At 46.9% G+C, this 25448-nt stretch carries 15 protein-coding genes and 1 pseudogene; 4 read left to right on the top strand and 12 right to left on the bottom strand.

The genetic code is table 11. The features are described from left to right. Positions 1-8: 8 nt before the first annotated feature. The gene (locus J5W02_RS03540; RefSeq protein WP_219964256.1) at positions 9-956 is read left to right on the top strand and encodes an alpha-hydroxy acid oxidase; all 948 of its coding nucleotides are present in this window, start codon (positions 9-11) and stop codon (positions 954-956) included. Positions 957-1289: 333 nt separating this feature from the next. Here the strand turns inward: J5W02_RS03540 and J5W02_RS03535 are convergent, their stop codons facing one another. The 5 genes from J5W02_RS03535 to J5W02_RS03515 form a co-directional block, all read right to left on the bottom strand. Further along, positions 1290-2288, bottom strand: a complete 999-nt coding sequence (locus J5W02_RS03535; RefSeq protein WP_219964255.1) for a restriction endonuclease — start codon at positions 2286-2288, stop codon at positions 1290-1292. Between the two features lie 19 nt (positions 2289-2307). Further along, a complete protein-coding gene (locus J5W02_RS03530; RefSeq protein ID WP_219964254.1) occupies positions 2308-2670 on the bottom strand; it encodes a type I restriction endonuclease subunit R, EcoR124 family in 363 nt (120 codons plus the stop codon). Between the two features lie 341 nt (positions 2671-3011). Continuing rightward, complete coding sequence (locus J5W02_RS03525) at positions 3012-3686, bottom strand: response regulator transcription factor (protein WP_219964253.1); 675 nt, start codon at positions 3684-3686, stop codon at positions 3012-3014. After that, entirely contained in the window at positions 3664-5403 is a 1740-nt protein-coding gene (locus J5W02_RS03520; protein WP_219964252.1) for a histidine kinase N-terminal 7TM domain-containing protein, read from the bottom strand. Before J5W02_RS03520 ends, J5W02_RS03525 begins: the two co-directional genes overlap by 23 nt. Before the next feature lie 116 nt (positions 5404-5519). Beyond that, positions 5520-11309 carry a beta strand repeat-containing protein gene (locus tag J5W02_RS03515; protein ID WP_219964251.1) on the bottom strand — a complete coding sequence of 1930 codons (5790 nt, stop codon included), beginning with the start codon at positions 11307-11309 and terminating at the stop codon, positions 5520-5522. 385 nt (positions 11310-11694) lie between these two features. On the opposite strand from J5W02_RS03515, the gene J5W02_RS03510 reads away from it, so the two are divergent. Next, complete coding sequence (locus tag J5W02_RS03510) at positions 11695-12207, top strand: hypothetical protein (protein ID WP_219964250.1); 513 nt, start codon at positions 11695-11697, stop codon at positions 12205-12207. A gap of 623 nt (positions 12208-12830) precedes the next feature. Here J5W02_RS03510 and J5W02_RS03505 read toward each other — a convergent pair. From J5W02_RS03505 to araA, 4 genes are all read right to left on the bottom strand, one after another. Next, positions 12831-14612 carry an alpha/beta hydrolase gene (locus J5W02_RS03505; protein ID WP_219964249.1) on the bottom strand — a complete coding sequence of 594 codons (1782 nt, stop codon included), beginning with the start codon at positions 14610-14612 and terminating at the stop codon, positions 12831-12833. Positions 14613-14908: 296 nt separating this feature from the next. Beyond that, positions 14909-16516: a xylulokinase gene (locus tag J5W02_RS03500; RefSeq protein ID WP_255575526.1), complete on the bottom strand. Its 1608-nt coding sequence runs from the start codon at positions 16514-16516 to the stop codon at positions 14909-14911. After that, entirely contained in the window at positions 16516-17229 is a 714-nt protein-coding gene (gene araD / locus J5W02_RS03495; protein ID WP_219964247.1) for an L-ribulose-5-phosphate 4-epimerase, read from the bottom strand. The genes J5W02_RS03500 and araD overlap by 1 nt, the downstream gene beginning before the upstream one ends. Continuing rightward, on the bottom strand, positions 17223-18698 hold the full coding sequence (araA, locus tag J5W02_RS03490; protein WP_219964246.1) for an L-arabinose isomerase: 1476 nt from the start codon (positions 18696-18698) through the stop codon (positions 17223-17225). The genes araD and araA overlap by 7 nt, the downstream gene beginning before the upstream one ends. A 286-nt stretch (positions 18699-18984) precedes the next feature. Between araA and J5W02_RS03485 the strand changes: the two genes are divergently transcribed. Beyond that, the gene (locus J5W02_RS03485; RefSeq protein ID WP_219964245.1) at positions 18985-20028 is read left to right on the top strand and encodes a GntR family transcriptional regulator; all 1044 of its coding nucleotides are present in this window, start codon (positions 18985-18987) and stop codon (positions 20026-20028) included. Positions 20029-20322: 294 nt separating this feature from the next. After that, a pseudogene (locus J5W02_RS14660) lies at positions 20323-21324 on the top strand (glycoside hydrolase family 3 N-terminal domain-containing protein); the annotation flags it as partial. A gap of 56 nt (positions 21325-21380) precedes the next feature. On the opposite strand, the gene J5W02_RS03480 reads toward J5W02_RS14660, so the two are convergent. From J5W02_RS03480 to J5W02_RS03470, 3 genes are read right to left on the bottom strand one after another with little or no spacing between them, the layout of a single operon-like run. Next, on the bottom strand, positions 21381-24155 hold the full coding sequence (locus tag J5W02_RS03480) for a type I restriction endonuclease subunit R (protein ID WP_219964244.1): 2775 nt from the start codon (positions 24153-24155) through the stop codon (positions 21381-21383). 15 nt (positions 24156-24170) lie between these two features. Next, positions 24171-24728 carry a restriction endonuclease subunit S gene (locus tag J5W02_RS03475; RefSeq protein WP_219964243.1) on the bottom strand — a complete coding sequence of 186 codons (558 nt, stop codon included), beginning with the start codon at positions 24726-24728 and terminating at the stop codon, positions 24171-24173. Further along, positions 24707-25447, bottom strand: coding sequence for a restriction endonuclease subunit S (locus J5W02_RS03470; protein ID WP_219964242.1), 741 nt, complete (start codon positions 25445-25447; stop codon positions 24707-24709). Before J5W02_RS03470 ends, J5W02_RS03475 begins: the two co-directional genes overlap by 22 nt. Position 25448 lies beyond the last annotated feature (1 nt).

Raw genomic sequence — 25448 nt, 5'->3', positions numbered from 1 at the left:
TAAGTTCTTTGATCGGAAAATTATTGGAAGACGGCAACAAGAAACTTGCGGAAAAAGGCATTGGCGGCAAGAACGGTGCTGAAACAGCAAACGGACTGAGACTGAACAGAGAGTACATTGATTCTTTGGCGATTGAAACAAGACTGATCGACGCGGTAGAAGCTGCAACGGAAATGAAACTCTTTGGCGGAACTTTCTCCACGCCTGTCATGGTGGCCGCATTAGGGGGCCTTAACGGTGTCTATCCAAATAGTATGGTTGAAATTGCAAAAGGGGCTGCGGCGGCAAACACGGTCATGTGGGTTGGAACAGGCGACGAGGCAGAGTTGAAAGCGATCATCGGGACCGGAGCCAAAACCATTAAAGTTGTCCAACCATACAAGGATACTGACCTAATCTATGAGAAAATTCACCAGGCGGAAAAGAATGGCGCTTTTGCCGTCGGGATGGATATCGACTATTTCTTCGGAGGAGAAATTGGAGACAGTAGGGTCATGTCGAACATTTTGGGCCCAAGAACGCTCAATGAAATCAAAAAGTTTGTGCAGGCCACAAAACTACCCTTTATATTAAAAGGGGTTTTGAGCGTACAGGATGCACAGAAAGCTTTGGATATCGGCGCAGGTGCAATCGTAGTTTCTAATCACGGCGGATCGGTACTGGATTACGCCGTACCTCCGTTAAAGGCACTTCCGAAAATCGCCAAAATCATTGATAAGAAGATCCCTATTATCGTCGATTCCGGAATTACCAGAGGTACTGATGTTTTTAAAGCATTGGCCTTAGGCGCGACCGGAGTTCTTGTAGGGCGTACTGTGGTTGCGGGGCTTGCCTGTGAGGGGATGGAAGGTGTACGGAAAATTCTCGAAGGTACGAATGAAGAATTGCGGCGGACTTTAAGTCTTACCGGCTGCCAAAATATTAATGACATTGAGCCCAGTTTAATATGGTCTTGATGGGTTCTAACTATCAAGTAATTAAAACATTGCATGGGACCAAACTCATAGCGTTTATCGGCATGTGCCGATAAGATTGGCAAGCAATGCTTTGTGGTACCCACAAAGCTAAAAAAGCCGACTTCCGCTTCCACGGAAACCGGCCTTTTGCTTGTTGGTGGCAGCGCCCCCAACCCCCTTTGATCGCACAATAAATTGTGCGGCTGCACGTCCTGCGGACGCTTCAAATATTAAAGGAGCATGAACTGTATATCGTTAATATTCCACCCGTGTGTCTGTCCGTTCGATAAAAAGGTTGCCACTCGGTTTGAATAACATTGCCTCATTTCTTGATTAGCTCGCATCGTCTCTGGAGACGGGAATGTAAACCATCTTTAGAGGTATCATTTTACGGTACTTCTCATCCAGACTGTCGTAATATTTTAGAACCAGTTCAACCAGCTCGGTGCCGTTAATACCTTTGATGATAGGTGTATTTTCAAGGTATTTTTGTGCGTTCTTTGTATATGACGAAAGTGTAACGAACAAGCCGTAATCTCCTTCGTGCATGGCACCTTTCAGCGACTGGATAGTAGTTTCTTTAATATCGCCATCCTGGCTCTTGACCTGCACCAAGATGCGAGGTGGCAGTTCATCTTTGTATGCCGTTATATCAATTCCACTGTCGCCGCCATGAGCAGAAATTGACGTCCGATATCCCATTGCACTCAATAGATCGGCAACAAATTCTTCGAGTTCATATCCTTTGAGATTTTTGCTTAGTGCCTTGAGTATATAATCTTTTGTAGTCTCAACGATGTCATCTGCTGTGGCACCGACGCTTTCATCGTCTTCTGATGAGATCATAGCTTTTTGAAAACTCTTATCCAATGCGTTCAGATATTCATCAGCATAGTTTTTTACAGCAAAAAATGACAGTGCGGAACCAACTTCATATAACGCGCCCTGCGAAAAAGATGTTCTTGGCAGGTGCTTCAACCACTTTACCTTTCTCTGCTGTACATACTCTGTTGCGTCCGGATTGTATATATAGTCGCTTTCAATAGTACCAATATTGATTCGGCGATCTATTTTAGACGGGAAGACAATATAATCTCCAATTTGCACGTCATAAACAAAACGGTACAGCATTCCTGCGCCATTTGCTACAGCGCCTTTTTTTGAATCAGGATATACCTTATTGTATCTCTCTTTAAATGAATCGCGGTTGCCTTCGATTTGCTTTAAGTCACCCATATCTCTCCAGCCTATGGCGATAATATTATCATTTAAGAAAAGGGCATCGTTCATGGTGTGAATACCCCATACGCGCTTTTCATCATTGCCATCCATTTTGATCTTCTCCTTAATGCTAATCGTCAATATCAAAACCATCTTTAAAGATGAATTGGCGAAGCGTTTTGTCAATCTTCATGCGGACTTTACGCATTGGAACAGGCTCGCCTTCCACTCTTTCCAGATAAGCTTTTGCAACAGACCAATCAACCGTATCTTTCAATTGGTCGAATCGTCCAAATGCATTAATATCAACTTGTGTCACATGGAGTTGCATGAATTTACGTAGTGCTTCTTCATCAACTCCAGTTGCTGCAGAAAATCTATGTATTTGGTCATTCTTTGCTTTTGTCTGATACTCTGTAATATAATCCCGGAGTGTTTTGCCGTCTTCAACAGTTACATCGCCTCTCTGAACATCACGGAGGAATTGTTTCACTCCCTTTCTCTGAAAACAGTGAGAATATTCGTGCATCCCTTCATTTGGGACAGGCACAGTTTTATTGTAAGCCCCACACATAAACCGCGCAATGTACTTTAGTACAGCATTCCATAATATTCGACATTATTTTTTACACCGTAAGCAGCGCGCAAATATTCCGCTTTATACTCTCAAACAATGTTTGCTTCAGTCTAAAGCTCAAACAACAATTTCTCTGGCAATGAGCCAGGTAACCAGATATTTTCTGCGATCATTGATGGGCAAAGTACCGTCTGACAAAAAAAGTACAGCGGAACTATAAAAATTCCCGTACTTTTTGTGTGACAGATTTATTTCCTTTATATATGAGGTTTCTGAACAATCCCCATCTTTACGGCATAGGCGATTACCTGCGACCGGTTTTCCAGATGCAGAAGTTCGATGATTCTCCCCATGTGGTATTTGACCGTCCGCTCGGTAAGCCCAAAGGCGGTACCTGTATCCTTATAGGTGACGCCTTTCGCCACCATCTCCAATATTTCAAGCTGCCGTTCGGTGAGATGCGACTCTTCAATGTCCGGTTCAGCAGGTTGACGGGCGCCTTCTTTCTCACCCGTGTTCAGCCGCTTCAGATTCTGAAGGATTCGCTCGGCAACTGCCGGGGTAAGGAACGCCTCACCGTTTTCGAGGCCGTGAAGAAGTTCCGCAAGTTCCTTTGCGCCTGTGCTTTTCAGCAAATACCCCGATGCGCCGTACTTGATTGCGTCAAACAAGTCTTCGTCTTCTTCCGATGACGTCAGCATGGCGATTTTCATCTCCGGCCATTCGGCCTTGAGCAGCTTCAGTGTGTCGATTCCGTTCAGATCCGGCATTTTGATGTCCATTAGAACGACGTCCGGTTTCAGAATCCGCGCTTTTTCGAGAGCTTCCTTGCCTGAATTTGCGATACCAGAAACTTCGAAACCGTAGGTCTCCAGAAGATAGCTGAGACCCTCGATAAACAAAGGGTGGTCATCCACCAGCATGAGTTTCATGGGCATTTTCCCCTTTCTGCGAAACTGGCAGTGACAAGGCTACTTTACAGCCTTTCCCCGGAGCGGACTCGACGGTGAGCACCGCACCGATTTCCACCGCGCGTTCTCTCATGATGCTCAACCCGAATGCTTTTCCGGCTCTGTCGTTCTTGTCTGAAACAGTAAACCCTCGTCCGTTGTCTTCTATGTATAACAACAATATCCCTTTTTTACGTGAGATAGTAATCTTCACACGATCAGCCCCGGAATGCTTCTGCACATTGTTGAGTGCCTCTTTCGCGATGCTGAGCAGATGAAGCTGAATCTGCGGTGCAAGGTCAATATCAGCCAGATCGATGTTTGTGACAAACTCAGTCGGTATGCCGCTCCGCTGTTCAAACTGCAAAATGTCGTTCCGGAGAGATTCCAGAAAATCACTGTCGGAAGGCAACAGGTTTCTGGCACTTGTGATATACGCACGGATTTCGTCGTGTGCCGCCTGGGTGACCTCGACAAGCCTGTCCAGCTTGTCGCTGACGGTGTCGACGCCGACCGTCACCAGTTCCTGACGGATGCCCTGTGCCTGCAGATTGATGAACCCCAAAACCTGACCGAGGTTGTCGTGCAGATCTCTGGCCATTCGTTCCTTCTCATGCGCGGCGCCAAGCCGGCGCTGCTGTTCCAGGTACCGTTGCTGTTCCCTTTTCTTTTCCGTTATTTCATAGACCATGGCAAGCCTTCCTATCGGAGCTCCTTTACCATCGGCAAGAGGGGAAAAAACGGCTTCGTAAATTCGTATGCCGTCGTTTGTTTTGACAGAAAACTCTATATGCGCCGTATCTCTGGCGGCACAGGCACTTGCAAATTCGGAAATATCACGGAAGATTACCGCTGTTTCCCGGCCGGAAGCAGCCTTTACGGATGTTCCCATGATTTTTTCGAACGCGGGGTTGATGTCCAATATTCTGCCCTGCAGATCCGTCACCATAACGCCTGTATCCATGGTCTCCATAACTGTCGCGCGGGCAAGCGGCACCAGGTCGAACATCTTGTAACGAAAAATTGCCCAGGCCATCAGCATTCCGGCGGGGCCGAAAAAGACCGGTGTGAGGTCGAATCCTTTGACAGGGCTCAGCCCCGTTATGTAAAAAAGATTGGGAAATACGATCAGGCTTGCGCCGATAAGAAGGATACTGGCCTGCTTGCGGTAAACCGTTTTTCGGTAAATTACCGCCCGTATCAGCATCACAATAGCGGTAATATTGATGACATGCTCGTAAACTGCATGGATATAAAAGGCCGGGCCGTAATTTTTCGCAATCACCGGGAAAGTCCCGCTATAGCTGAGATGAATGTTATACCGCATCAGCCCGAAAAAGCCGTCTGTCCAGACCAAAACGATAATAACTGAAGGCAGCAACAAAAGCCACCGGAACTTCTGGTTTCGCAGCCACCTGGCGTAGCCGGTGAAGCGCATACTCAGGGCCAGCAGAGCGATAGGCGAATAACAGTAGGCAAAATACTGGACATTCGCCCAGAATAACTTGGTGGACAGATCGGCTCCGGCCATCTCCAGCGCGTTTCCGGCAGACCAGACCGTCACAAGCAGCATGCTCACTATAAAGCTGACAGCACATTTCGAGTGCCTCTGCCGGATAAACGCATACACACAGAGCAAAACCGTGACGGACGAAGATATCAAAAGTGGCCATAGGTAGGAAATATACTGAAAACGCATGTTCCCCATCCTTTCGGTTTTTTAATTGAAAGAAGAATTTTTCCTGATTCAATTATATCGCCGAATGAGATGAAAATCCAGTTTATCCCGAATAATGAAATAAGTCTCCGAAAGGCTTACTGTTTTGTCCTAAATCGTCTGCTTTTGGTGACAACAGCCAGCCCGCATCCGTAAATACCCAGCAGTGCTATTGGAACAAGTGGGAACGAACCGTCTCCGGTATCCGGATTCGGGATCGTACCGGAACCTGAAGAAGCTTTTACAGAAAGTTCCGCAACGGCGTAATAACTGAAGTGAGTGGTTTCAAACACAAGGTACCCGTTTTCCTGTCTTGCGTTCATGTCGGTCACCGTCCCGTCGGAATCGTTGTACCAGTAGACATGCAGGTCACCGCTAAAGCCTTCCGGAATCGGGATTCTGACCGTGATTTTGCCGGTAAATGCTTCAATCGGGTTACCATTCTGGTCGAGCAATTTCAAATTGTAAACCGTCAGGCCTTCAAGTTTTTTCCCGCTTACAATTCGGTTTTCAACAATTGAATAAACTGAGCTTACGTTTGATTTCGGTTCAACGAAACTGCCGACCGAAATGGAAGTCACTCCGTTCGGGAGCGTTACGCCGGTAAGGTCGAAGGAAACGTCTGATAAGCTGCTGCAGATAACCGGATTGACAGTAACTCTTACCATGCAGGGGCGGTTGTAATAATCCGTCGTGTCCGCGGGGGCGAAGGTCGCTTCATAATTTCCGGATTCCGTTACAATCGTATCAGGATTTGTCCACGCAAAAGTTCCCGGCACATCGGCGCTGCCGCCTGTTAATTCACACGACGAAAGTTTGCCGACAACATTGATTCCCGAAGCCGCGGGCAGCGTCGAGACATCAGGCGTTCCCCTGCCGATATACACGGTCATTGCGGCCGCTGCCTGCCGGAAGCTGCCATCCGCTGCTTTCGTGGCGGTGATGACGGCTGTACCCACTTTTTTGACGGTCACGGTATTGCCTTTTATCGAAATTACATCAGCCCCGCTTGTCACCATGTAAGACACAGATCCATTGCCTTGCCCGCCGGCAGCATCAACGGTAAACGGCTCGTCGCTGCGTTTTTTTGTAACAGAGGAAGAGGCAAAAGAAAATCCGGTCTGGTCTGCCGTGTTCACGGTAACGGCGGTCTGGCCACTCTTTGTTTTATCATAGACGGAAGCTGCCGTAATGGTAAGGGCTACCGCCGACTCGTCAGCCGCAACGGTCAGCCTGCCGTTTGCATCAATTGTCGTACCGCTGCTTCTGTTGCCGGAAACGGTCCATATCACGTCAGTCGGCGGGTTGTTGATGCCGGTTACGGCGGCTGCAAAGATCTGCGCCGCACCATGATCAACCGAAGCCGGACTCGGCATAACCGTCACGTCAGTTACCTTTGGTGTGGTGTCCTTGTTCACATGCACTGTTACTGAATCCGCGCAATTTCCCGAATTATCCTGCGCATTTATCACTACGTCGTAGACTCCGTCCGGCAGGCTGACAATTGAAAAGCTATATATCCCAAGAGAATCAGCGGCACCATCTGTCACATCGATGGTTTGTACCGAACCTCCGTTTACCTGATAAGTGACGGTACCCACACCTGCGCCGTTGTCCTCCACGGCAGCGGGAATCGAAGCATTCGGGCTGGTGGTCAAAAGAGTTGTCTGAGGCACTGCAATTGTCGGCGCCGTTTTGTCCGCGACAAGCGATTTCGTTACGATACCGGACGTATTGCCCGCTTTATCAACCGCGCGGACATACACGGTCCCCTTGAATTCCGGCGAGATGTTCAAAGAACCCGTCTGCCATGATGTGCCCGGAGTATCATCTTTCGCCACAACCTGATATTCATAATGATCTATTCCGCTGCCGTTGTCGGCTGCTGAAAAATTAACATCCACCGTATCACCGAAGAAAATTCCGAACGTCAGAAAATGTAAGACCGTTTTAAATGGATTCTGTTTAAAGCCGACGGTCGTTTTTGTTGGCGCGGTTTTGTCGATTTTGACAGTGATGCTCTTGACATCGCTTACAATTCCACTTGCGCTTGTCGTACGGAAGGAGTAGGTTTTTGTACACTCATCCAAATCGGTAATACTGCCGTCAAAAGCTGTCCATGTATCGCCGCTGTCGGTGCTGTATTCAAACCCGGTTGTTCCAAGGTTAGAAGCCGTATTGGAAACATTCAGTGTGACATCCTGATTCGCCCATGTGCCGCCGGCATAGTCGCTGCCATCGGCTTTTTTTGCACTGACGCTGACCGTCGGCTTTACAGTGTCGATCTTTGTCACGTTTACGCTGTTGCTGTCTGTTGAAACGCCCGCCGCGCTCGTGACCGTAAATTTATAAGTGCCGTTTTCTGTTACGGTATATATGTAGGTATGGCTTCCATCCGCATTTGCAGTGTCAGCAATGGGAACGCCCGTCAAAACTGTCCACTGCCCGCTGCCGTAACGGCTGACTTTCACTCTGCCAATCCCGGAGACGCCGGGCGTCACCTTCACGCTGAGCGCGGCGGATTGTTCAGGGCTTTCCGGGTTGCCGGATATACTTCCGACGGAAGGCGCCGCGGTGTCAATTTTGCTCGCCTCCACAGTTTGAGATGCCGTAAAGCCGGAATTACTTGTCACTGTGAATATATATGACCCATTCTTCGTTGCAGTAAAGGAATATTTCCCTTCGTTGAGAGTATCCTGTATATCAGTGGACGTTTCATCCGTATCTTTTTTGACAGTCACGCTTTTTATTCCGGAACTTCCCGCCGCTGCTTCAACGGTAAAGTCTATTTTTGCAGACCATTCATCAAGATTGTCCGGGACGTGGGAAACGCTGATAACAGGCCTGGCCTCGATAGTAAAAGCTTTGCTGATGCTGCCTGAGAAGTTTCCGATAAATGTGATCGCCGCGGCAGGAGAATCTTGATCCGTACTCTGCGCAATATTCGTATTGTTTATGAAAGAAACGGTATAGTCCGTCCCCTCTGTCAACACGGCGCCGTTATACGCAACGTTTACATCGGGCGTCAGGGCGCTGCCGGTGTATTCCTGTGTCGGAATTGTGACCGTGACATCCGAACCTGTAAGTTCTTTGGGCACGATGGTAAAGGATGCAGTGGCTGTAGAAGCGTAATAGCAGGCATCCTCTGCCTTTTGGGCCGTGACGCTGAAAATACCTACGCCGGTCGGCTCACTGGCCGAATAGTAATCCGTGCCGGTAAAAGTATAAGTTACGTTTCCTGCGCCGCTTCCGCCGCCGGTTGTAACAGCCGGAACGCTTCCGTATGTATATATTCCGCCGCCGGTAATGCCTCCGATTGAAAGCACACTCTGGTTCATTCTGAGCGTGCTGTTATTGCCGGTACCCACGCTGCCATAATACCCATTATAGCTGCCGCCGTCTGTTGTTACGTCCGCCGCAGTTTCCGTATTGGCGGGCAGCCATAGATAAAGTTTACCGCGGCTTGCCCCGTCGGTCCGCATGTTCTTATATCCATAGGTATACTTGCTGCCGTTCTGCAGAAGTGACAGATTGCTCACGTCTGTTCCGGCGGGGATCGAAACGGCGGTCAGGTAAACGGAATTTGCACCGTTTGTCGGCGTACCTTGGATGCTGCTATTCACCGAACCGCCGGTAATGGTTGCCTCTACACTGGTATTGCGGTTGCCGCCGCCGATGCCTGAAGTGCGATCGCCATAGGCCTCTACGGTACCACCGGAAATATTTACCGTTCCACCTGAGATGTTGAGAGAGCCACCGATTCCGGCACTCTGCTGGCCGCTGTAAGCTTTCACGAATCCTCCGGAAATATTCACAGTACCTCCGGTTTCGCTGCTCCAAACAAGATTTCCGCTTCCGCTGCCGATTCCCGCACCGTTTGAGTAACCGCCGTGTGCCGTAACCGTGCCGCCGGTGATATTTACCGTGTAATCATTCATATAGTAGACGCCGCCGATCCCAGCACCATCGCTGCCGCCGTATGCGTCCACCGTGCCGCCGTTGACAGTCACCGGGCATGTCATACCGCCGATTCCCGCGCCGCCGCCTCCTCCTCTCGCTGTGACCGTACCGCCGTTAATAGTCACTGAAGATCCAAAACCACCTATGCCGCTGCCGGTGGTATTACTATCCGGGCCACTTCCTATAGCGGTAACAGTACCACCGTTGATGACGATCGCGCCAAAGATAGCGGCAGGACTCGAATAACCACCATATGCGGTAACCGTGCCGCCGTTGATGGTAATTGAGCATAGTACGATGCCGCCGTAGTAAGCGCCGCCGAGGCCGGAACCGCTGCTGCCACCCCTTACCGTCACCGTGCCGCCGTCGATGGTAACCGTACCACAGTTTTCGCAGTCTCCGATTCCCACATTATTGGCACTGCCTGCGGCTGTAAGACTGTCACCTCCGACGATATCAAGCGATGCCCCGAGTGGGACATCTATCCCATCTCCGCTTATGCTATTTAATGTATTAGCGCCGGAAAGCGAGAGATTCACCGCCGCGCCCGAGGCAATGGAAAATGCGCTGCCGGCGGAATTTTCAACATCCACGTTTTGCAGCGTTATCTTTTGCGAGCCACCGGTGACAGTAATGGTGTTGGTCGTGCTGCCACCCGCGCTCTGTGTGATGACATAACCGTTGGAGCATAAGCCTGCATCCTGCTTGTTTGTGTTTTTCGCCGTGATGGAGGAAGCACCGATGGTAATGCTCTCCTGTGAAAGATCGAGCACGGCCATTTGATCTGCGCTGCTAAGCGTTGCGTTGGTATCGGCTGTGCCGACGGGCACCGAAAGCCTGTAAAAAGCCGAGCTGTACTGCACAGTTGCCAGATCCGTTGCATTTTCATCCATCCAGAAATAGAGCTTTCCGCTTTCGTCGGTCTGCATTGAGCTGAACGAACTGCCTTGTACTGAAGCGGTCAGGCTTTCGGATGCGCCGATTATTGTACCGGCATTCACTGTTACGCAATGCTCCGTGTGTCCGGAAGCATCCTGTACAATTCCCCGCACGCCGCCGGCAGCGTGCACCGAGCCGCCCGTTATAACGGTGGTGCCGGCGTTTCCTCCGTTTTTTCCATTGCCGATGCCCGAACCGCCGTCACTGCCGGTAGCCGTTACCATACCTCCGGAAATGGTGACATTACCTCCGGAGCCAAGGTATTCTCCGCCGCCAATTCCTGCGCTGCCGCCATTACCGGTAGCCGTCACCGTGCCGCCCGTGATGTTTATCGTGCCACCGCTGCCTGTATATTCTCCGCCGCCGATGCCCGCACCGCCGTAGTTGCCGGTAGCTGTTACCGTTCCGCCCGCGATGTTTACCGTTCCGCAGTCATCGCCGCTGGTATCGCCTATACCATATTCCGGGGAGTTACTGCCGCCGATACCCGCGCCGTTTCCCCCACTGATGGCTGTCAGACTGCCGGTGCCGTTGATGGTGAGCTCCGCTCCGGAAGGCACAAAGATGCCGGCGCATGAATTATCGCCTTTCAGAATGTTGCTGCCGCTGAGTGTAAGCTTCACCGACGCACCATGTGCAATGTTAAATCCGGGCTTGTAATAATGTATTCCATTGAGATATTCATTGATGTTCACATTCTGCAGCGTGATATCCGCATTGCCGCACGTCACGGAAATATCCCAGAAGGTGGGCGACGCACTGTTGTGCTGCGTAATGATGAACCCGTTTGCGTTGGTTACCGTATAAAAGCCGGAATTGTAACTAGCCGTGTCTCCGGAAATGGAGATGGCCCCGTCGTCAATATACAACGTGGTTTTATCACCTTCAGCCGCCCGGACTTTCAATATGCCATCAGGCAGCATAGTGATAACCATCAGCATGGCTATCGCAACGGCAAGGCCCTTTTTGAATTGTTTTAACTTTCTCATTTTTCCTCCGTCAGAAACTCCGCAGGCCGCATACGTGAATGGCGTTCTGCAAAGTACGGCAACTGTTTACAATCTATCAGTATATGTAACATTTTTCATCATAAATAATTATAAAACGCCAGATTTTTCCGCAATGTACGAAAGTACAGTCTGAGAAGGAAATTTATCTGTCTTACTGCGATTTCAGCATCATGTTACATGATTGTCATGATTTATCAAAAGTTGAACGGGAGGAGTTCACGCCCTTCTTATTGTGGAGGGCGTTTGCTTTACCCAACAAACAAATTCAGTAAACAGCACGCTTATACGTGAAAAATGGATGTGGACTTTTTTACTCCAATTGTGTATGATAATTACACAAAATAAAAGAGACAGGAGGACAGTAATGACTCACGACGAACACTGCAATTGCGGCTGCGGCCATGAGCACCCCCGCAAAGCTGATACAAATGACACGCCGGTTGAGGTAACGGAAAGTCAAAGGGAATTTCTCCATCAACTCCACCACAGACATTATTTACCCGTGGCCCGGTTTACTGTAACGGATAGCCGGGAGGTGGATTTTGTCTCGACCGCCCTGGCACCGGTTTTTCTGTGCTCGGCATCAGACGACATGAAGACAGTCAAGGAGGCAGGGGCCTTCCTGCAAAATCTGGAAGACCTGGGCCTTATCACCCTGGATTACGACATTCCTCTGAACGGATACGACTATGAGGAATACAAAGAAAGTGCGCTTTACGCATACTTCCGCGAAACGGTGGCGGAGGGAGCCACCAGACCCAATTTCCTGGGCAATACCCCTGTACTGGAGCTTGGCAGCATAGCCCTGACCGAGGCAGGAGAGCAGATTGCCGCCGCTCACTGCGGCCATGACCACGATCACCAGTTTCACGGATAAAGATTGCAATGGCACTTTGCCGGCGGAACACCATGAACACTGTTTCAAAAGTCTTTCCGAGTAGCAGCTGCATTAAGAAGCGCTGTTAATCGTGGATATCACCCTGATTTACCCCGCAGATTGCGGATTTTCCGCGCCGTTTTACCGGAGGATATTTGCTCCAGCTGCACTGGAGACAATCCGCGCCCTTCACCTTTGTGGAGGGCTTTTTTGTGCGCCCGTTTATGTCCTGAATTAAATTGTACTAGTAAGACAGTCTATCATACAACGTAGTTACATAATCCGTGAAACCGGTATCTATGCGGACTGACGGGCCTTTTGAAAGTGATTGTGAAAAGCCCGTTGCCTTGCAAATTGAAAATTTGCAGGATGCAAAACGCGTTTTTCTCTACTCTGACAGGAGTCGAACCTGCGGACTTACAACAATCGGAGAATTTAACATCGATAAGATCAGACCGTGAAAACGGTCTTTAGGTATGTAAAAAAAGCAGGGATAAGTACAGTTTTTGTACCTATCCCTGCTTAATATTGTGTTGACTGTCACGAGACCATAGTAGACATGACATTTAAATCAGTACAGAACAGACAACATCGCAGTTTATGAAAATGGTATTGACGATTTATTAAATAATCATTGAAAGAGCGTTTGAAGTTATTATAAAGAATGTTACCAAAGCAACTCCAATGAAGATACCCGCAAAGTTATTTTTCGTCTTTTTGTTGATGTACAATGCCAGAGCAGACGCAAATCCAAACTCAGGAATCATGCATTCCAATGAAGTCATATAGAAATTAGCAAAATGACCTTTATAAAATGCACCGCTAGTACCATTGCGGAGGTATACTTCATGTACGATATAAAGTGCCACCAGAGCAATCATACCAATAACTGTTCCAAAAATTACTGATTTGCACAGACTCTTTCCTTTGCTGTCATCTTCATTGCCAAAGCTGAGCGCCTTACCAGCCAGTAAGGAAGTAACAAAGTAGGGCAACAGTCCTAAATAGTACCATGGGAATGTTTCAATGCGCTGCAAAGCTAACGGGCGCATGTCTACAGTCCAAATATGAAGATCCGTCTTTGCATAGTTATAAATCAGATACATCAGGAAATAGGCACTTGCATATAGAATCACTGCAAACAGCGCAGATCTTCCAATATAAGCGAGTGTTATTTTGTTTTTGTTTTCAATTGTCCCAAAACCGTATGTGCTCAGGTTACCGCCCTGCTTTTTCCCGACAGTAAAATGGAACACAAAGAAAAGAGCCAGCATAAGAACTGCGCTGAACAAAGACCAAACCATGAATCCGTTAGGTGTCGTTCCAAGCTTGAACAGATTATTTGAAGTCATGGAGTTGCCGACCGCTGTACCCGGGAAAAATGTAATCACGGGGACAAGAGATAAAATTACGGCGTAAATCCACCAAGCTTTGCTTTTGTATGCTAAGCCAGCAATCTGCTTATTATTTGACAGCTTTAGTTTTCCAAATTCAGCCGTTTCAAGAAGAGCACCAGCCAAGCTGAACAGGAACATGCCCATACCAATAACTGCAATTATCATGCCGACAATTTTCCAGGCATATATATGGTTGTCCGGATTGATAGGGGTTGGAGCATCTGCAGATTTCATAACAGAGGACAACATTTTTTCTATAAACTGGCCTCTGACCATGTCGTCAGGATGCGTTTGATTTACAGTATAAAGGACGCGGGCGTTTGAGTCCTGCCATGAACCGTAAACTTTATTGGGAGTAATATTATCTGTACCGAAGAGGCTGCAGAGGAATTTATCAGTATACAAGTCCTCAATCTTACTAACTCTTCCCAAAATACCTTCATCATGTGTAGCGCAAATTTGAATGAAATTGAAATTATAGTCCGGTAATTTGTCGTTATATATTACGTCCGAAACTACAAACTTAACATGACGCACTAAAGCAAGCCTGAAGGAATACATCGAACCCATAGAATGTCCGCCAACACCGATCTGATTTTTATCAACAAAGGCCAAATTAGAGATATAGTCATACGCTGTATCTAATTCCATTGCACCGTTTGCTGCCGAAAAATACTGTTCGTTGGGATTGACTTCAGTATCGCCTTCCCCTGAATAGTCAACGGTGACTACTACATAGCCGCGGCGTGATAACTCATCTGCCCAAGGGGACATTGAATCAGCCGCATCGTCACCGCCCGGAACCACTATCATCGCAGGAGCCGGATTTGTGCTTGTTGCTGTTTTCGGTATGTAGAGATTTGCGGATACACGGTAGCCTGCCTTATCGACAAGCTGCAGATGCTCAATCTTGGTCTTGCCGAAATTTGTACCAATCAGTGTTGATAAAATTACTCCTATTAGGACTACGACAAGAGAAATAGCCACCCATTTAATTTTTTTTCTCATTTTTTGCTTTCTCCTCTTTTATTATGTTATCTTTCTCGAACAGATTGTAAAGTCATGATAAGCAACCATTTCCTCCTCGTTATCATATTGACTTTACTGCAAGAACGGAACAGAGCTAATGCAAAAAAAATCCGCTGGATTTGCCGAAGAATCTTACCCATACGTCAATATTGATCGCACAGTTTCTGCAGTGTACTATGCCGTGGTTACACAGGCTGGCGTTTTAACAAAATCTATTTTCGGAGAAAAATCACGATGAACCTTATGATTTTGTTTTCTCTGTATAACAGAGATGTTTACCTGGATAACCGCAGCACTGCCTCTTTTTCCACCGGAAGACAATTTTTATACGCCTGCAAAAACCGATTAAATCCCCTAACTTCTTCCGTATCGGGCGGAACCGTGTTTTTTTCGCTGTTTTGAAAAACACAGAAATCAAGATATTCGCTTAATGACTCGTCTTTCCTTTTTTTAAGCAAAAATGCGGCTAAAACCGCCATTCCCCAAGGGCCGCCCTCTCCCGCCGTTTCGAGCAGGGTTATCGGTGTATTAAGCGCTGCAGCCATAATGCGCTGCCCGACACACTGGGTTTTGAAAAATCCACCGTGTCCTGTAATGCTTTCTATATGGACATTTTCTTTTGAAAACAGGATATCCATTCCCAACCGAAGCGTAGCACAGGCTGAATACAGCTGCGCCCGCATAAAGTTTGCGAGGGACCAGTCGGCGTCCGGGAACCTTGCAAGGAGCGGCCTGCCTTCATCAAATCCCGTTATCGGCTCGCCTGAAAAATAGTTGAATGAAACCAGTCCGCCGCAGTCAGTGTCGCCTTTCAGCGCCTGATTATAAAGAAGATCATAGGCACGCCGCTTACTTATTGGCACATCTGCAATTGCCGCAAACTCCAGAAACAGTTTCACCCACGCGTCAATGTCGCTGGTGCAGTTGTTGCAGTGTACCATAGCCACTGCTTCGCCGACTGGCGTCGTGACAAGGTCAATTTCCGGATATACTTTTTGCAGCGCGTTTTCCAAAACCACCATGGCAAAAATGCTGGTCCCTGCGCTGACGTTGCCTGTCCGCTTTTTAATGCTGTTGGTCGCCACCATACCCGTTCCGGCATCTCCCTCCGGAGGGCAGAAAGGAATACCCGCCCGAAGTGTTCCTGTCGGATCAAGCAGGTTGGCACCCGCCTGTGTAAGTTTCCCCGCATCTTGCCCTGCAGTCAGCACTTTGGGCAGAATATCTGTCAGCTTCCACGGATAACCTTTTTCCGCTGCAATGCTGTTGAATTGCTGCTCCATTCCCGCGTTGTAATCGCAGGCAGAACTGTCAATCGGGAATATTCCGCTCGCGTCCCCAACTCCAATTACCCGGCTGCCTGTCAACTGCCAGTGAATATATCCTGCCAGGGTTGTCAGGTAATCGATTTGTGTAACATGCGGTTCACCGTTCAGCATTGCCTGGTACAGATGGGCAATACACCACCTCTGCGGTATATTAAAGCTGAACAGGTCGGTCAGTTTTTTTGCCGCCTCATCGGTAATTGTGTTGCGCCATGTGCGAAAAGGAACCAGCAGCTCTCCGCTTTTGTTGAAAGCCATATAGCCATGCATCATTGCCGAAATGCCAATTGCACCGACGTTTCTCAGCCTTATTCCATATTTGCTCCATACGTCTTCCATAAGACTGGCGACACATTTCTGCAGGTTCTCCCAAACGCTGTCCAGAGAGTATGTCCAAATTCCATCTACAAGCTGGTTCTGCCAATCCTGATTTCCATCGGCAATAGTATGAAAACTGCTGTCGATAAGCGTTGCTTTAATCCGTGTGGATCCCAGTTCAATTCCAAGGCAGGTTTGCCCGCATTCCAGTTCTTGTCTTATCTGATCAATTTCATTCATTAACATTTACGCCCCCCCGGCGTGCTTTGACCGTAATAAGCATGCTCGCCATGTTTTCTGAGGTAGTGTTTATCGAGCAGCTCCGCCTGCATGTCTGGCTGGGTGCTGTCCCGGAGAAGATTCTGCCATGCCATGCATGCGACCTCTTCCAGAACGACCGCATTGTGCACCGCGTTTTCCGGATCGCTGCCCCATGCAAAAGGACCGTGGCTGTGAACTAAAACAGCGGGGATATCATCATATGAGCGTTCCCGGAATGTTTCCGCAATCACTTTGCCGGTTTCCAACTCGTAACTGCCGACGATTTCATTCGCCGTCATCTTTCTTGTGCATGGAATTTCACCGTAAAAATAGTCGGCGTGAGTTGTTCCAAGCGGAGGAATGCCCTGTCCGCTCTGCGCAAAAGTGGTTGCCCACCGGCTGTGGGTATGTACAACACCACCAATGTGAGAAAATTCCCGGTAAAGTACCAGATGGGTGTCTGTGTCCGACGATGGCTTATACCTGCCCTCGACAGTTTCACCGGTGCGCAGGTTGACGACAACCATATCCTCCGGTTTCATCGTCTCATACTCCACTCCGCTCGGCTTAATCACAATATGGCCCGACTCTCTGTCGATTCCGCTGACGTTACCCCATGTGAATGTGACAAGACCATATTTTTGGAGAAGGAGATTCGCGCTGCAAACCCTCTTTTTCAATTCTTCTAGCATTTCAGCCTCCATGCGAGGTCATTGAGGAACAGCTGCTGTTTTAGCCCTTCGGCCGTCGATCCTTCTGTGATGTGTACGACTTCAATTTCGTTCATTTCCGCCCAGTCCGTCATCATCTCGACGGTTGCATCATAGCTTAGAACGCTGTGGTGCGCTCCGCCCGCCATAATCCAAAGCTTCGCGCCGGTGCATAAATCGGGCTGTGCTTTCCACATAACGCGGGCTACCGGAAGATTCGGCATATCGAAAGGCGGTTTTATACATTCAATATCCTGAATGATGAGGCGGAATCTGCCGCCCATATCAATAAGTGTCATCACGATGGCTTTGCCGGGATGCCCCTCAAACACCAGGCGGGCAGGCGGCTCGCGATCTCCGATTCCCAACGGGTGTACTTCAATCCGCGGTTTTTGCGCCGCAACCGACGGGCAGACTTCCAGCATATGAGCACCGAGGGAATACTCTCTGCCTTGTTCCAGGTTATATGTATAGTCCTCCATAAATGCCGTGCCGCCGCTCAACCCTTTGGTCATCGCTTTGACAATATAAGTCATCGCGCTGACTTTCCAGTCACCTTCTCCGCCGTAGCCGTAACCGTTGGCCATCAGGTTTTGGCTGGCAAGTCCGGGCAGCTGCTTCATACCGTAAAGGTCTTCAAATGTATTGCTGAAGGCGTGCATGCCTTCCCGGTCGAATATGCGCTGCATGGCAACTTCTTCTCTGGCCTGATACCGTACCGCGTCGATATTCTCGGTGGCCATTTCATAGCGCTCGGCGTATTCTGCCATTTTCTCGTCAACATCGGTTTCGCTAACGCGATTTATTTCTTCCACCAACGCGCCAACCGGCCAAGTGTTGACCTGCCACCCGAATTTGATTTGCGCTTCGACCTTGTCGCCCTCTGTAACCGCAACTTCGCGCATGTTGTCTCCAAAGCGCATCACCTTCAGTTCTCTGCTGGCCTTGTACCCAACAGCGGCGCGCATCCACGTGCCAAGCTCATCTAAAGGTCTTTCATCTTTCCAATAACCCATGATGACCTTGCGCGCCAGGCGCATTCTCGCACCGATAAATCCGTGCTCACGGTCGCCGTGCGCCGCTTGGTTGAGATTCATGAAATCCATATCAATTTCATCGTTGGGAATGGACCGGTTATACTGTGTAGCAAAATGGCAGTAAGGTTTCTGTAATAGATGAAGACCCTCAATCCACATTTTGCTTGGACTAAAAGTGTGGCACCAGGTAACGACGCCGCAGCAACTGTCATCCCAGTTTGCTTCTTTCGCCAGCTGTGTTGCCTCTGCAGAACTTTTCACCGTTCCCTTATAAACCAAAGGGAACGGTAGGCACTTCGACATTTCCCCGGCCATTTCTTCTGCTCTTTGTGATACTGTATCCAAAACAATTTGTCCGTACAATGATTGGGATCCAACCACAAACCAGAATGACCTTTCGGTCGTTTCTTTCATATTCTTCACCTCAAATAATTTTTTATTGTTTACTTTGATAGTAGCTTGTGTTTGTAGCTTAAGATTAGCATGAGAATAAGTAAAATGCAATACAAATTATAGTGCAAATTATAAGTTTATCGCATATTACAATGGATAAGCTACAAAATTATACACAATTTTTAAATATGTATTGTAAAAAATAATCAATAATACAAATTTGTACGTTTTTGCTTTGCGTATTGTATTTTAAGGATATTAGGACTATAATGTAATTCATAAGAGATAGAAAGACAGTGTGACCGCAATGAGTTCGAAGAATAAGTACGTACAACTTTATAATACCATTACTGACCGGATTAAAAATGGGGACTATTCTGTTGGGGATAAACTGCCAACAGAACTGGATTTTGCCAATGAATATGGATGCAGCAGGCAAACTGTTCGTCAGGCGCTCGCCAAACTTGAGTCAGACAAGATTATCTACAAAGTTCAGGGCAGCGGTTCCTTTATATCCGATTCTGCGCTGCCGCTTAAAAAAACAATGCGTATTGCTGTTATTACTACCTATATCAGCACTTATATATTTCCGTCCATCCTTCGCGGGATTGAAACCACGTCAACTTCAGCCGGTTATTCCATCCTGCTGAAAGCCACGAACAACAGTATTGCGAAAGAACATGATATTTTGGAGAATATTTCAGCTCATGATGTCGACGGAGTTATCGTGGAAGGAACCAAAACCGCGCTTCCAAATCCGAATCTGACTTTCTATCGTTCGCTTGCAGACAGCAACATCCCCTTGGTCTTTTTCAACGGTTATTATCCTCAGCTCCTGGAAACAAAGCATAGCAACATTCTTTATGTTGTAACGGATGATTATCAAGGTGGCTACGAACTCACATCCGATTTAATTCGAAAAGGCCATACCTCTATCGGGGGTATTTTCAAAAGTGACGATATACAGGGTATGCGTCGTTTTTCCGGTTACATGGACGCTTTAGTCAACAATCATATTCCGGTAAACGACGAACATGTTCTTTGGTTTAACACAGAGACGAAATTCGGAATTAGTCAGCAGCTTTCCCAGTCCTGCCTGCCGGAAGAATGTACGGCAGTCGTATGCTATAATGATGAAATTACTTTGCAGGCGTTTGAACTGATTAACTTTCAAAATAAGAAAATTACGGCTCTTCGTTCTTTCGATGGAACTATATCTCCGCAGCAGTGCAATCTGGATTTTTATTCTTTGCAGCATCCGAAGGAGATACTTGGCCTGCAGGCAACCAAAAAGCTGATTGGCCTTATGAACGGCGATACGGAAAAAAGCACTGTTCTTTCATGGGAATGAATGTTAACAAGTACTTGTTCCCTGATACGGCGTTTCCGCCACTGAAAAATAGCAAAAAAGAAAGACTGCTGCAGCTCAATTTGAATTGACACTGCCACAGTCTTTCTTTTTATTTTTATTTGCTATCCAAACAGCGGCCCTGATAAGATCGTCACGGCCTTTGATTCATCCAGTCCTTATAAAAGACTCTTTAGGAACTGAAGCAAACAATAGCCTATATCTGACAGTACAGTTGCTAATCAACTTTTCAATCGCTATAATATGAGTAAACATATTATTAAAGCCTGATTTGGAATGATATTGTATATGAAAAAATTTACTTTGACGTTTTTAATAGTCCTTTTCGTCTTTGGATTAGGGGCAACAATTTTAATCTGCTTTAAGGACAGAATAACTTCTGAAATTGGCAGCACTGTTTCCCAAGGCAAGCCTCAAAGTTCGGCTTCGAATATTACTCCAGGACCGGATTCAGGCGCCAGTGACAATTCTGCCGAAAACATTCCGGACGGATGGAATGACAACGGGATTTTCTCTAAATATTATACGAAAGCGTATTCAAAGCTTTCCACGATGACTCTCGAGCAAAAAATCGGCCAGATGATTTTAGCGCGCTGCCCTTCGCAAAGTGCTGCTACAAGTATTAAGAAATATCACTTGGGAGGATACATCCTGTTTGAGCAGGATTTTAAAAACAAAACGGCAGAGCAGGTTATATCGACTATTAAGTTATATCAAAGCACATCAGATATTCCTATGCTGACGGCGGTCGATGAAGAGGGCGGAACTGTAGTTCGAATCAGCAGCAACCCAAAGCTTTCGATTAAAAAATTTCAGTCGCCTCAACAGGTTTACGCACATGGGGGCCTTTCTGCAATACGCTCGGATACTTTGAACAAAGCTGCTCTTTTAAATAAACTGGGACTTAATTTGAACCTTGCTCCCGATTCAGATGTATCACTAAACCCACGCGATTATATCTATTCGAGGGCGTTTGGTCAGCCAGCGGCGGCGACCGGAAAATATGTCGCAACGGTGGTAGATGCCATGCAGGAATCTGGACTTTCTTCTACTCTTAAACACTTTCCCGGATATGGAAACAATAAGAATACACATACCGGCATTGCTATCGACAACCGCCCTTACAGCTCATTCGCAAACAGTGATTTTATTCCGTTTGAGGACGGAATAAACGCGGGTGCGGAAAGTATTTTGGTTGCACATACGATCGTCAATTGTATGGAAAAGGATGTCCCTGCCTCGCTTTCACCCGTGGTGCATCAGATTTTAAGGAATGAACTGAACTTCACAGGAATCATTATGACAGACGATCTTTCGATGGATGCGATTAAAGACTATAGATTGGCGTATTTCTGCTCTTCTTGTGTCAATGTTGCAAACGACTTGTGCAAGTCATCAAGTACCTCTTCGGATTCTTCTCCCGATTGTAGCATTTTGAGGTACTTTGTGAAGCGGGAGTTCATGTAATCGGCATCGATTACACCGGTATTGATTTCGGTAAGGTATGTATCAATTTCATAAGGCACTTCGTCGATAGGCCCAACTCCGGAATTTTCAAAAAGTTCTTTATAGCGGAGCGCCAAAATTAGATAGGTCGTTTCATCCAGATGGAGATCAACGCTCGTTTTTGTCCCATTGTCCTGCGTAAATGGATACGAGAGCTTTTCCCAAGTGAATCCCTGTATTTTTGCCGCTTCCAGATACGCGTTAAAGCCTTTGAATAGCTTAGCAAACTTGGACTTTTCTGATTTTTCAGCAGGAAGCTTTTCAAAGTTTTCAACTCCAGCAGACTTGAACAACATTGCGATTTCATCGAAGATGGAATTCATTTTGTTCAGGTTCTGTTCCAGTTTGTCGGCAAACAGGCCAAGAGGTTTGTCACCCGAATACATTTTAAATGCTTCTTCGATGTTCCGCTTCATGGAATAGGGATAGCGATAATAACGAATTGTCCCAAATGGCTTTTCAGGGCCATATAGACGGTTGGTCCTTGAAAAAGCCTGTATCAGCTTTTCATAAACAAAAACCTTGTCCACATATAAAGTGTTAATCCATTTTGAATCAAAGCCGGTAAGCATCTGATCCACTACAATCAGAAGATCGATTTGCTGGTCAGACGTATTTTCAATTGCCAGATAGGGCCTTTTATGAGCCAGCCGCAAGGCAATGTCTTTTTTAAAGCCAGCATAGGTTTCCATCTTGAAATTTTGGTCATAGCGATGGTTGTAGTCTTTTACGATTTCAATGATAGCGTCTTCTTTTATAATTCCTTTACCGTTGTTGTCAATGCTTGGGTCAAACAGTGCTGTGACCTTCAGCCCGGTGTTCTGCGCTTTGAACAACCGATAATAATCAATTGCTTCCGGAATGCTGCTCGTGGCAAAAAGTGCATGGAATCTGCTGCCATGGCTTAACATGGTCCAGTTATCAAGAATATCCTTCATGACGGCCTGCTGATGCTTCTCCTGTTCATATTGGGAAGTGGGGATATAATCTTCAATGCCTTTGATGTATTTCCCGTCATCCTGCTTATACCCGGCCATAGGAACTTTGGTATGATCGAGATAGTAATAATAAATTTCTCTCTTCTTTGGGTCTGCTAAAGCTTCCGCTTCGTTTGCAGCCTTTGCCTTTTCCAGCGCCACAGCCTTTCTCAGGTCGATATCCTTATAGGTGAGGACCTGATATGGATCGAATCCCAAAACATTCTTGTCGCGAATGCCATCGGAAATACTATATCGATGCAGTTCGTTTCCAAACACATCCGAAGTAGTGCTCATTTTTTTCTGGTTTTCCACCTGAATCGGAGTACCGGTAAATCCAAAGAAAACAGCAGATGGGAATGTCTCTTTGATTATCCGCAACATTTCTCCAAAGACAGAGCGATGCGCCTCATCAATTATGAAAACGATGCGCTTGTCATTGATCAACGCAATATCGTGCCCATTAACGGGACTTTCTTCTTTGATTCGGCTCATCTTCTGAATGGAAGTTACAATCAGCGTATTGGCCGGATCATCGCTTTTCAACTTAGCAATAAGAACATTAGTGTCTTCCGTTGCCTGCACGGAATCCGAATCGTCTGCAAAACCCCGATAATCCTGTAAGGACTGAGTACCGAGCTCCACACGGTCCATCAAAAAAACGACCTTATCTGCATCTTTTGAATCGGCAATTAACTGCGCGGATTTAAAACTGGTCATGGTTTTGCCGGAGCCAGTCGTATGCCAGATATAGCCTCCGTGAATATCGCCTTCGCCCCATTTGATACGCGCAACGCGGTCGGAAATGGCGCTGGCAGCATAATATTGATAGCTCCTCATGACCTTCAAAACGCCGTCGGTATCATCTGCAACGGTATAAAAGCCAATCAATTGATGAGCCATCGGAATAGAAATCAAATTGGAGGCGATATCGCGCCAGTCATTCATCGGCTCGTTGTTGAAATCAGCCCAATGGAAATAGTAGTCCTTGTTGAATTTTTCGTCCGGTCCGAGGTTGGCAAAGTAAACCGTCTCTTCCGGCTCCATGGCGACAAATACCTGAACCAGAGAAAAAAGCCCAGTGAACACACCCTCATGGGCATATTTTTCAATCTGATTGCAGGCTTGGCTGACAGAGACGCCGCTCTTTTTCAGTTCAACATGTATAACGGGCATCCCGTTGATAAGGAGCATAAAGTCGCCCCGGCGGTCATTTAGCATAGCGGATTTCGCGTAAAAAATCGGCTGCTCTGCAATCTGGTAGCGGCTTTGCCCGGCGGCGATTTCCTGACGGTCATAGATTTTCAGGCTGACTTCCTTGCCCATGTGCAGCGTATCGTTGGGATTGTCGCGCTTGATCGAGACCGTTTTTCCATTGATAAAGCCGTTCAGTTTCAGGGGCGTACGCAGACGATTGAGCTGTTCGATAATCTGCTGCATTTCCCCATCCGTCAGCGGAGCGTCGTTTAGGCGATCGACATCACGGTTGTTTTCAAAGAGAATTTCGGCCCAGTTTCGGAGCAAATCCTCTTCTGTTTTATACTTTAATACTTCGGGCTCCCAGCCCTTTTCAAAAAGCAGGCTGATAAGAGCATGCTCAAAACCGGCTTCGTTATTGAATGTCATACTCTGCCTCCTGATTTAAACAAACATTTTATCCAGCAATGCGTACTTAATGTTCTGCAATTTATCCAACTTCTGCTGTTGAAGAGTAATAAGGTTGTCTAACTGTACAAAAAATTCACTAATTTTCCTTTGCTCATTTATATCAGGGAATATAAATGGTGCCTCATTTGCAGGTTTCAAAGTGAAATGTTTTATCGTTCCACCTGCCGATGAAATATCTATATATTTTCCCATCCGAGGTGTACTAAAATATACATTAAGATAGCCTCCATCTACTTCTTTTGATTGTGATGTACGAGCATATAAAATTGCTCCACCTTGTACATAAACTGGCGCATTGTCGGTCTTTAATAGCGACAATCCTATATTACCTCCACTATTAAACAATACATCACCGCGCTCTGGTGCACCTGTCTTTGATTTATAATCTTCATATGCACCAATCGAGATAAACAACTCACTATCTTCTCCACTATTCTCCAAGTTACTGGAGCGCAAATATCGGACACCAGACTCTACCCATAATTCATTAGGAACTCTAGCACTATCTTTTATTTGTACCAGTTCTCCCAACTTTCGCAGTTTCCAAGCATCAGTAAATCCTTTAAAACGAATCTCCGGCACATCCGCGCCATCTTTCGGGAACATTTTTCCAGCATCGCTTTTTTGAAGTTTTGCAGTTTTTCATACTTGCGCTTATGAAGGGTGATAAGGTAGTCGAGGTTGCGGAAATATGCACTGATTTGAGCCTGCTCGTCCGTCGATCTCGGATAACGAATTGTTGTATCTTGCATCGCAGATTTAGAAACAGAAGTAACCTTTATGCCTTGCATAAGTGGTAAAAGCTGGTTGTGGTATGAGTCAGAATTCATATAGTATCCAAGGTATCCAGACGCAAAGCCAAACAGCGGACGATATGGAATCGTATGCAAACCGGAGAGGATAATGTCACCGTCTATGCCCGCTAGTTCACTGCATTTTCCGACGGTTTCATCCTCTGCCGTATCGGCTACAATTACGTCCCCGTTCTTCAAAAATGAGGCTTTGTATTTTGCGACAACAGAGTCATCCGCAATCATTGGAAGGTCTTCTTTACTGACATCCAAATACTCACAGAACTTTATCAGCACATCGCCATAATGCACATTCTTTGCAGCACCGTTTTCGCAACATAATTCCGCCCTTGAAAGCGTATTGTTTTGGAGGCTGGAAAGCGTGTCCCCAAGCTTACGCTGTTCCCAATCATCCTTGAATCCCTTAAACCTTATATCTGGTTTTTTCTTCTCAGCCATA

This window comes from Caproiciproducens faecalis (assembly GCF_019448085.1).
GTDB classification, from domain to species: domain Bacteria; phylum Bacillota; class Clostridia; order Oscillospirales; family Acutalibacteraceae; genus Caproiciproducens; species Caproiciproducens faecalis.
The sequence above is the reverse complement of the archived record's forward strand: the minus strand, read 5'-3'. Positions and strand labels throughout refer to the sequence as shown.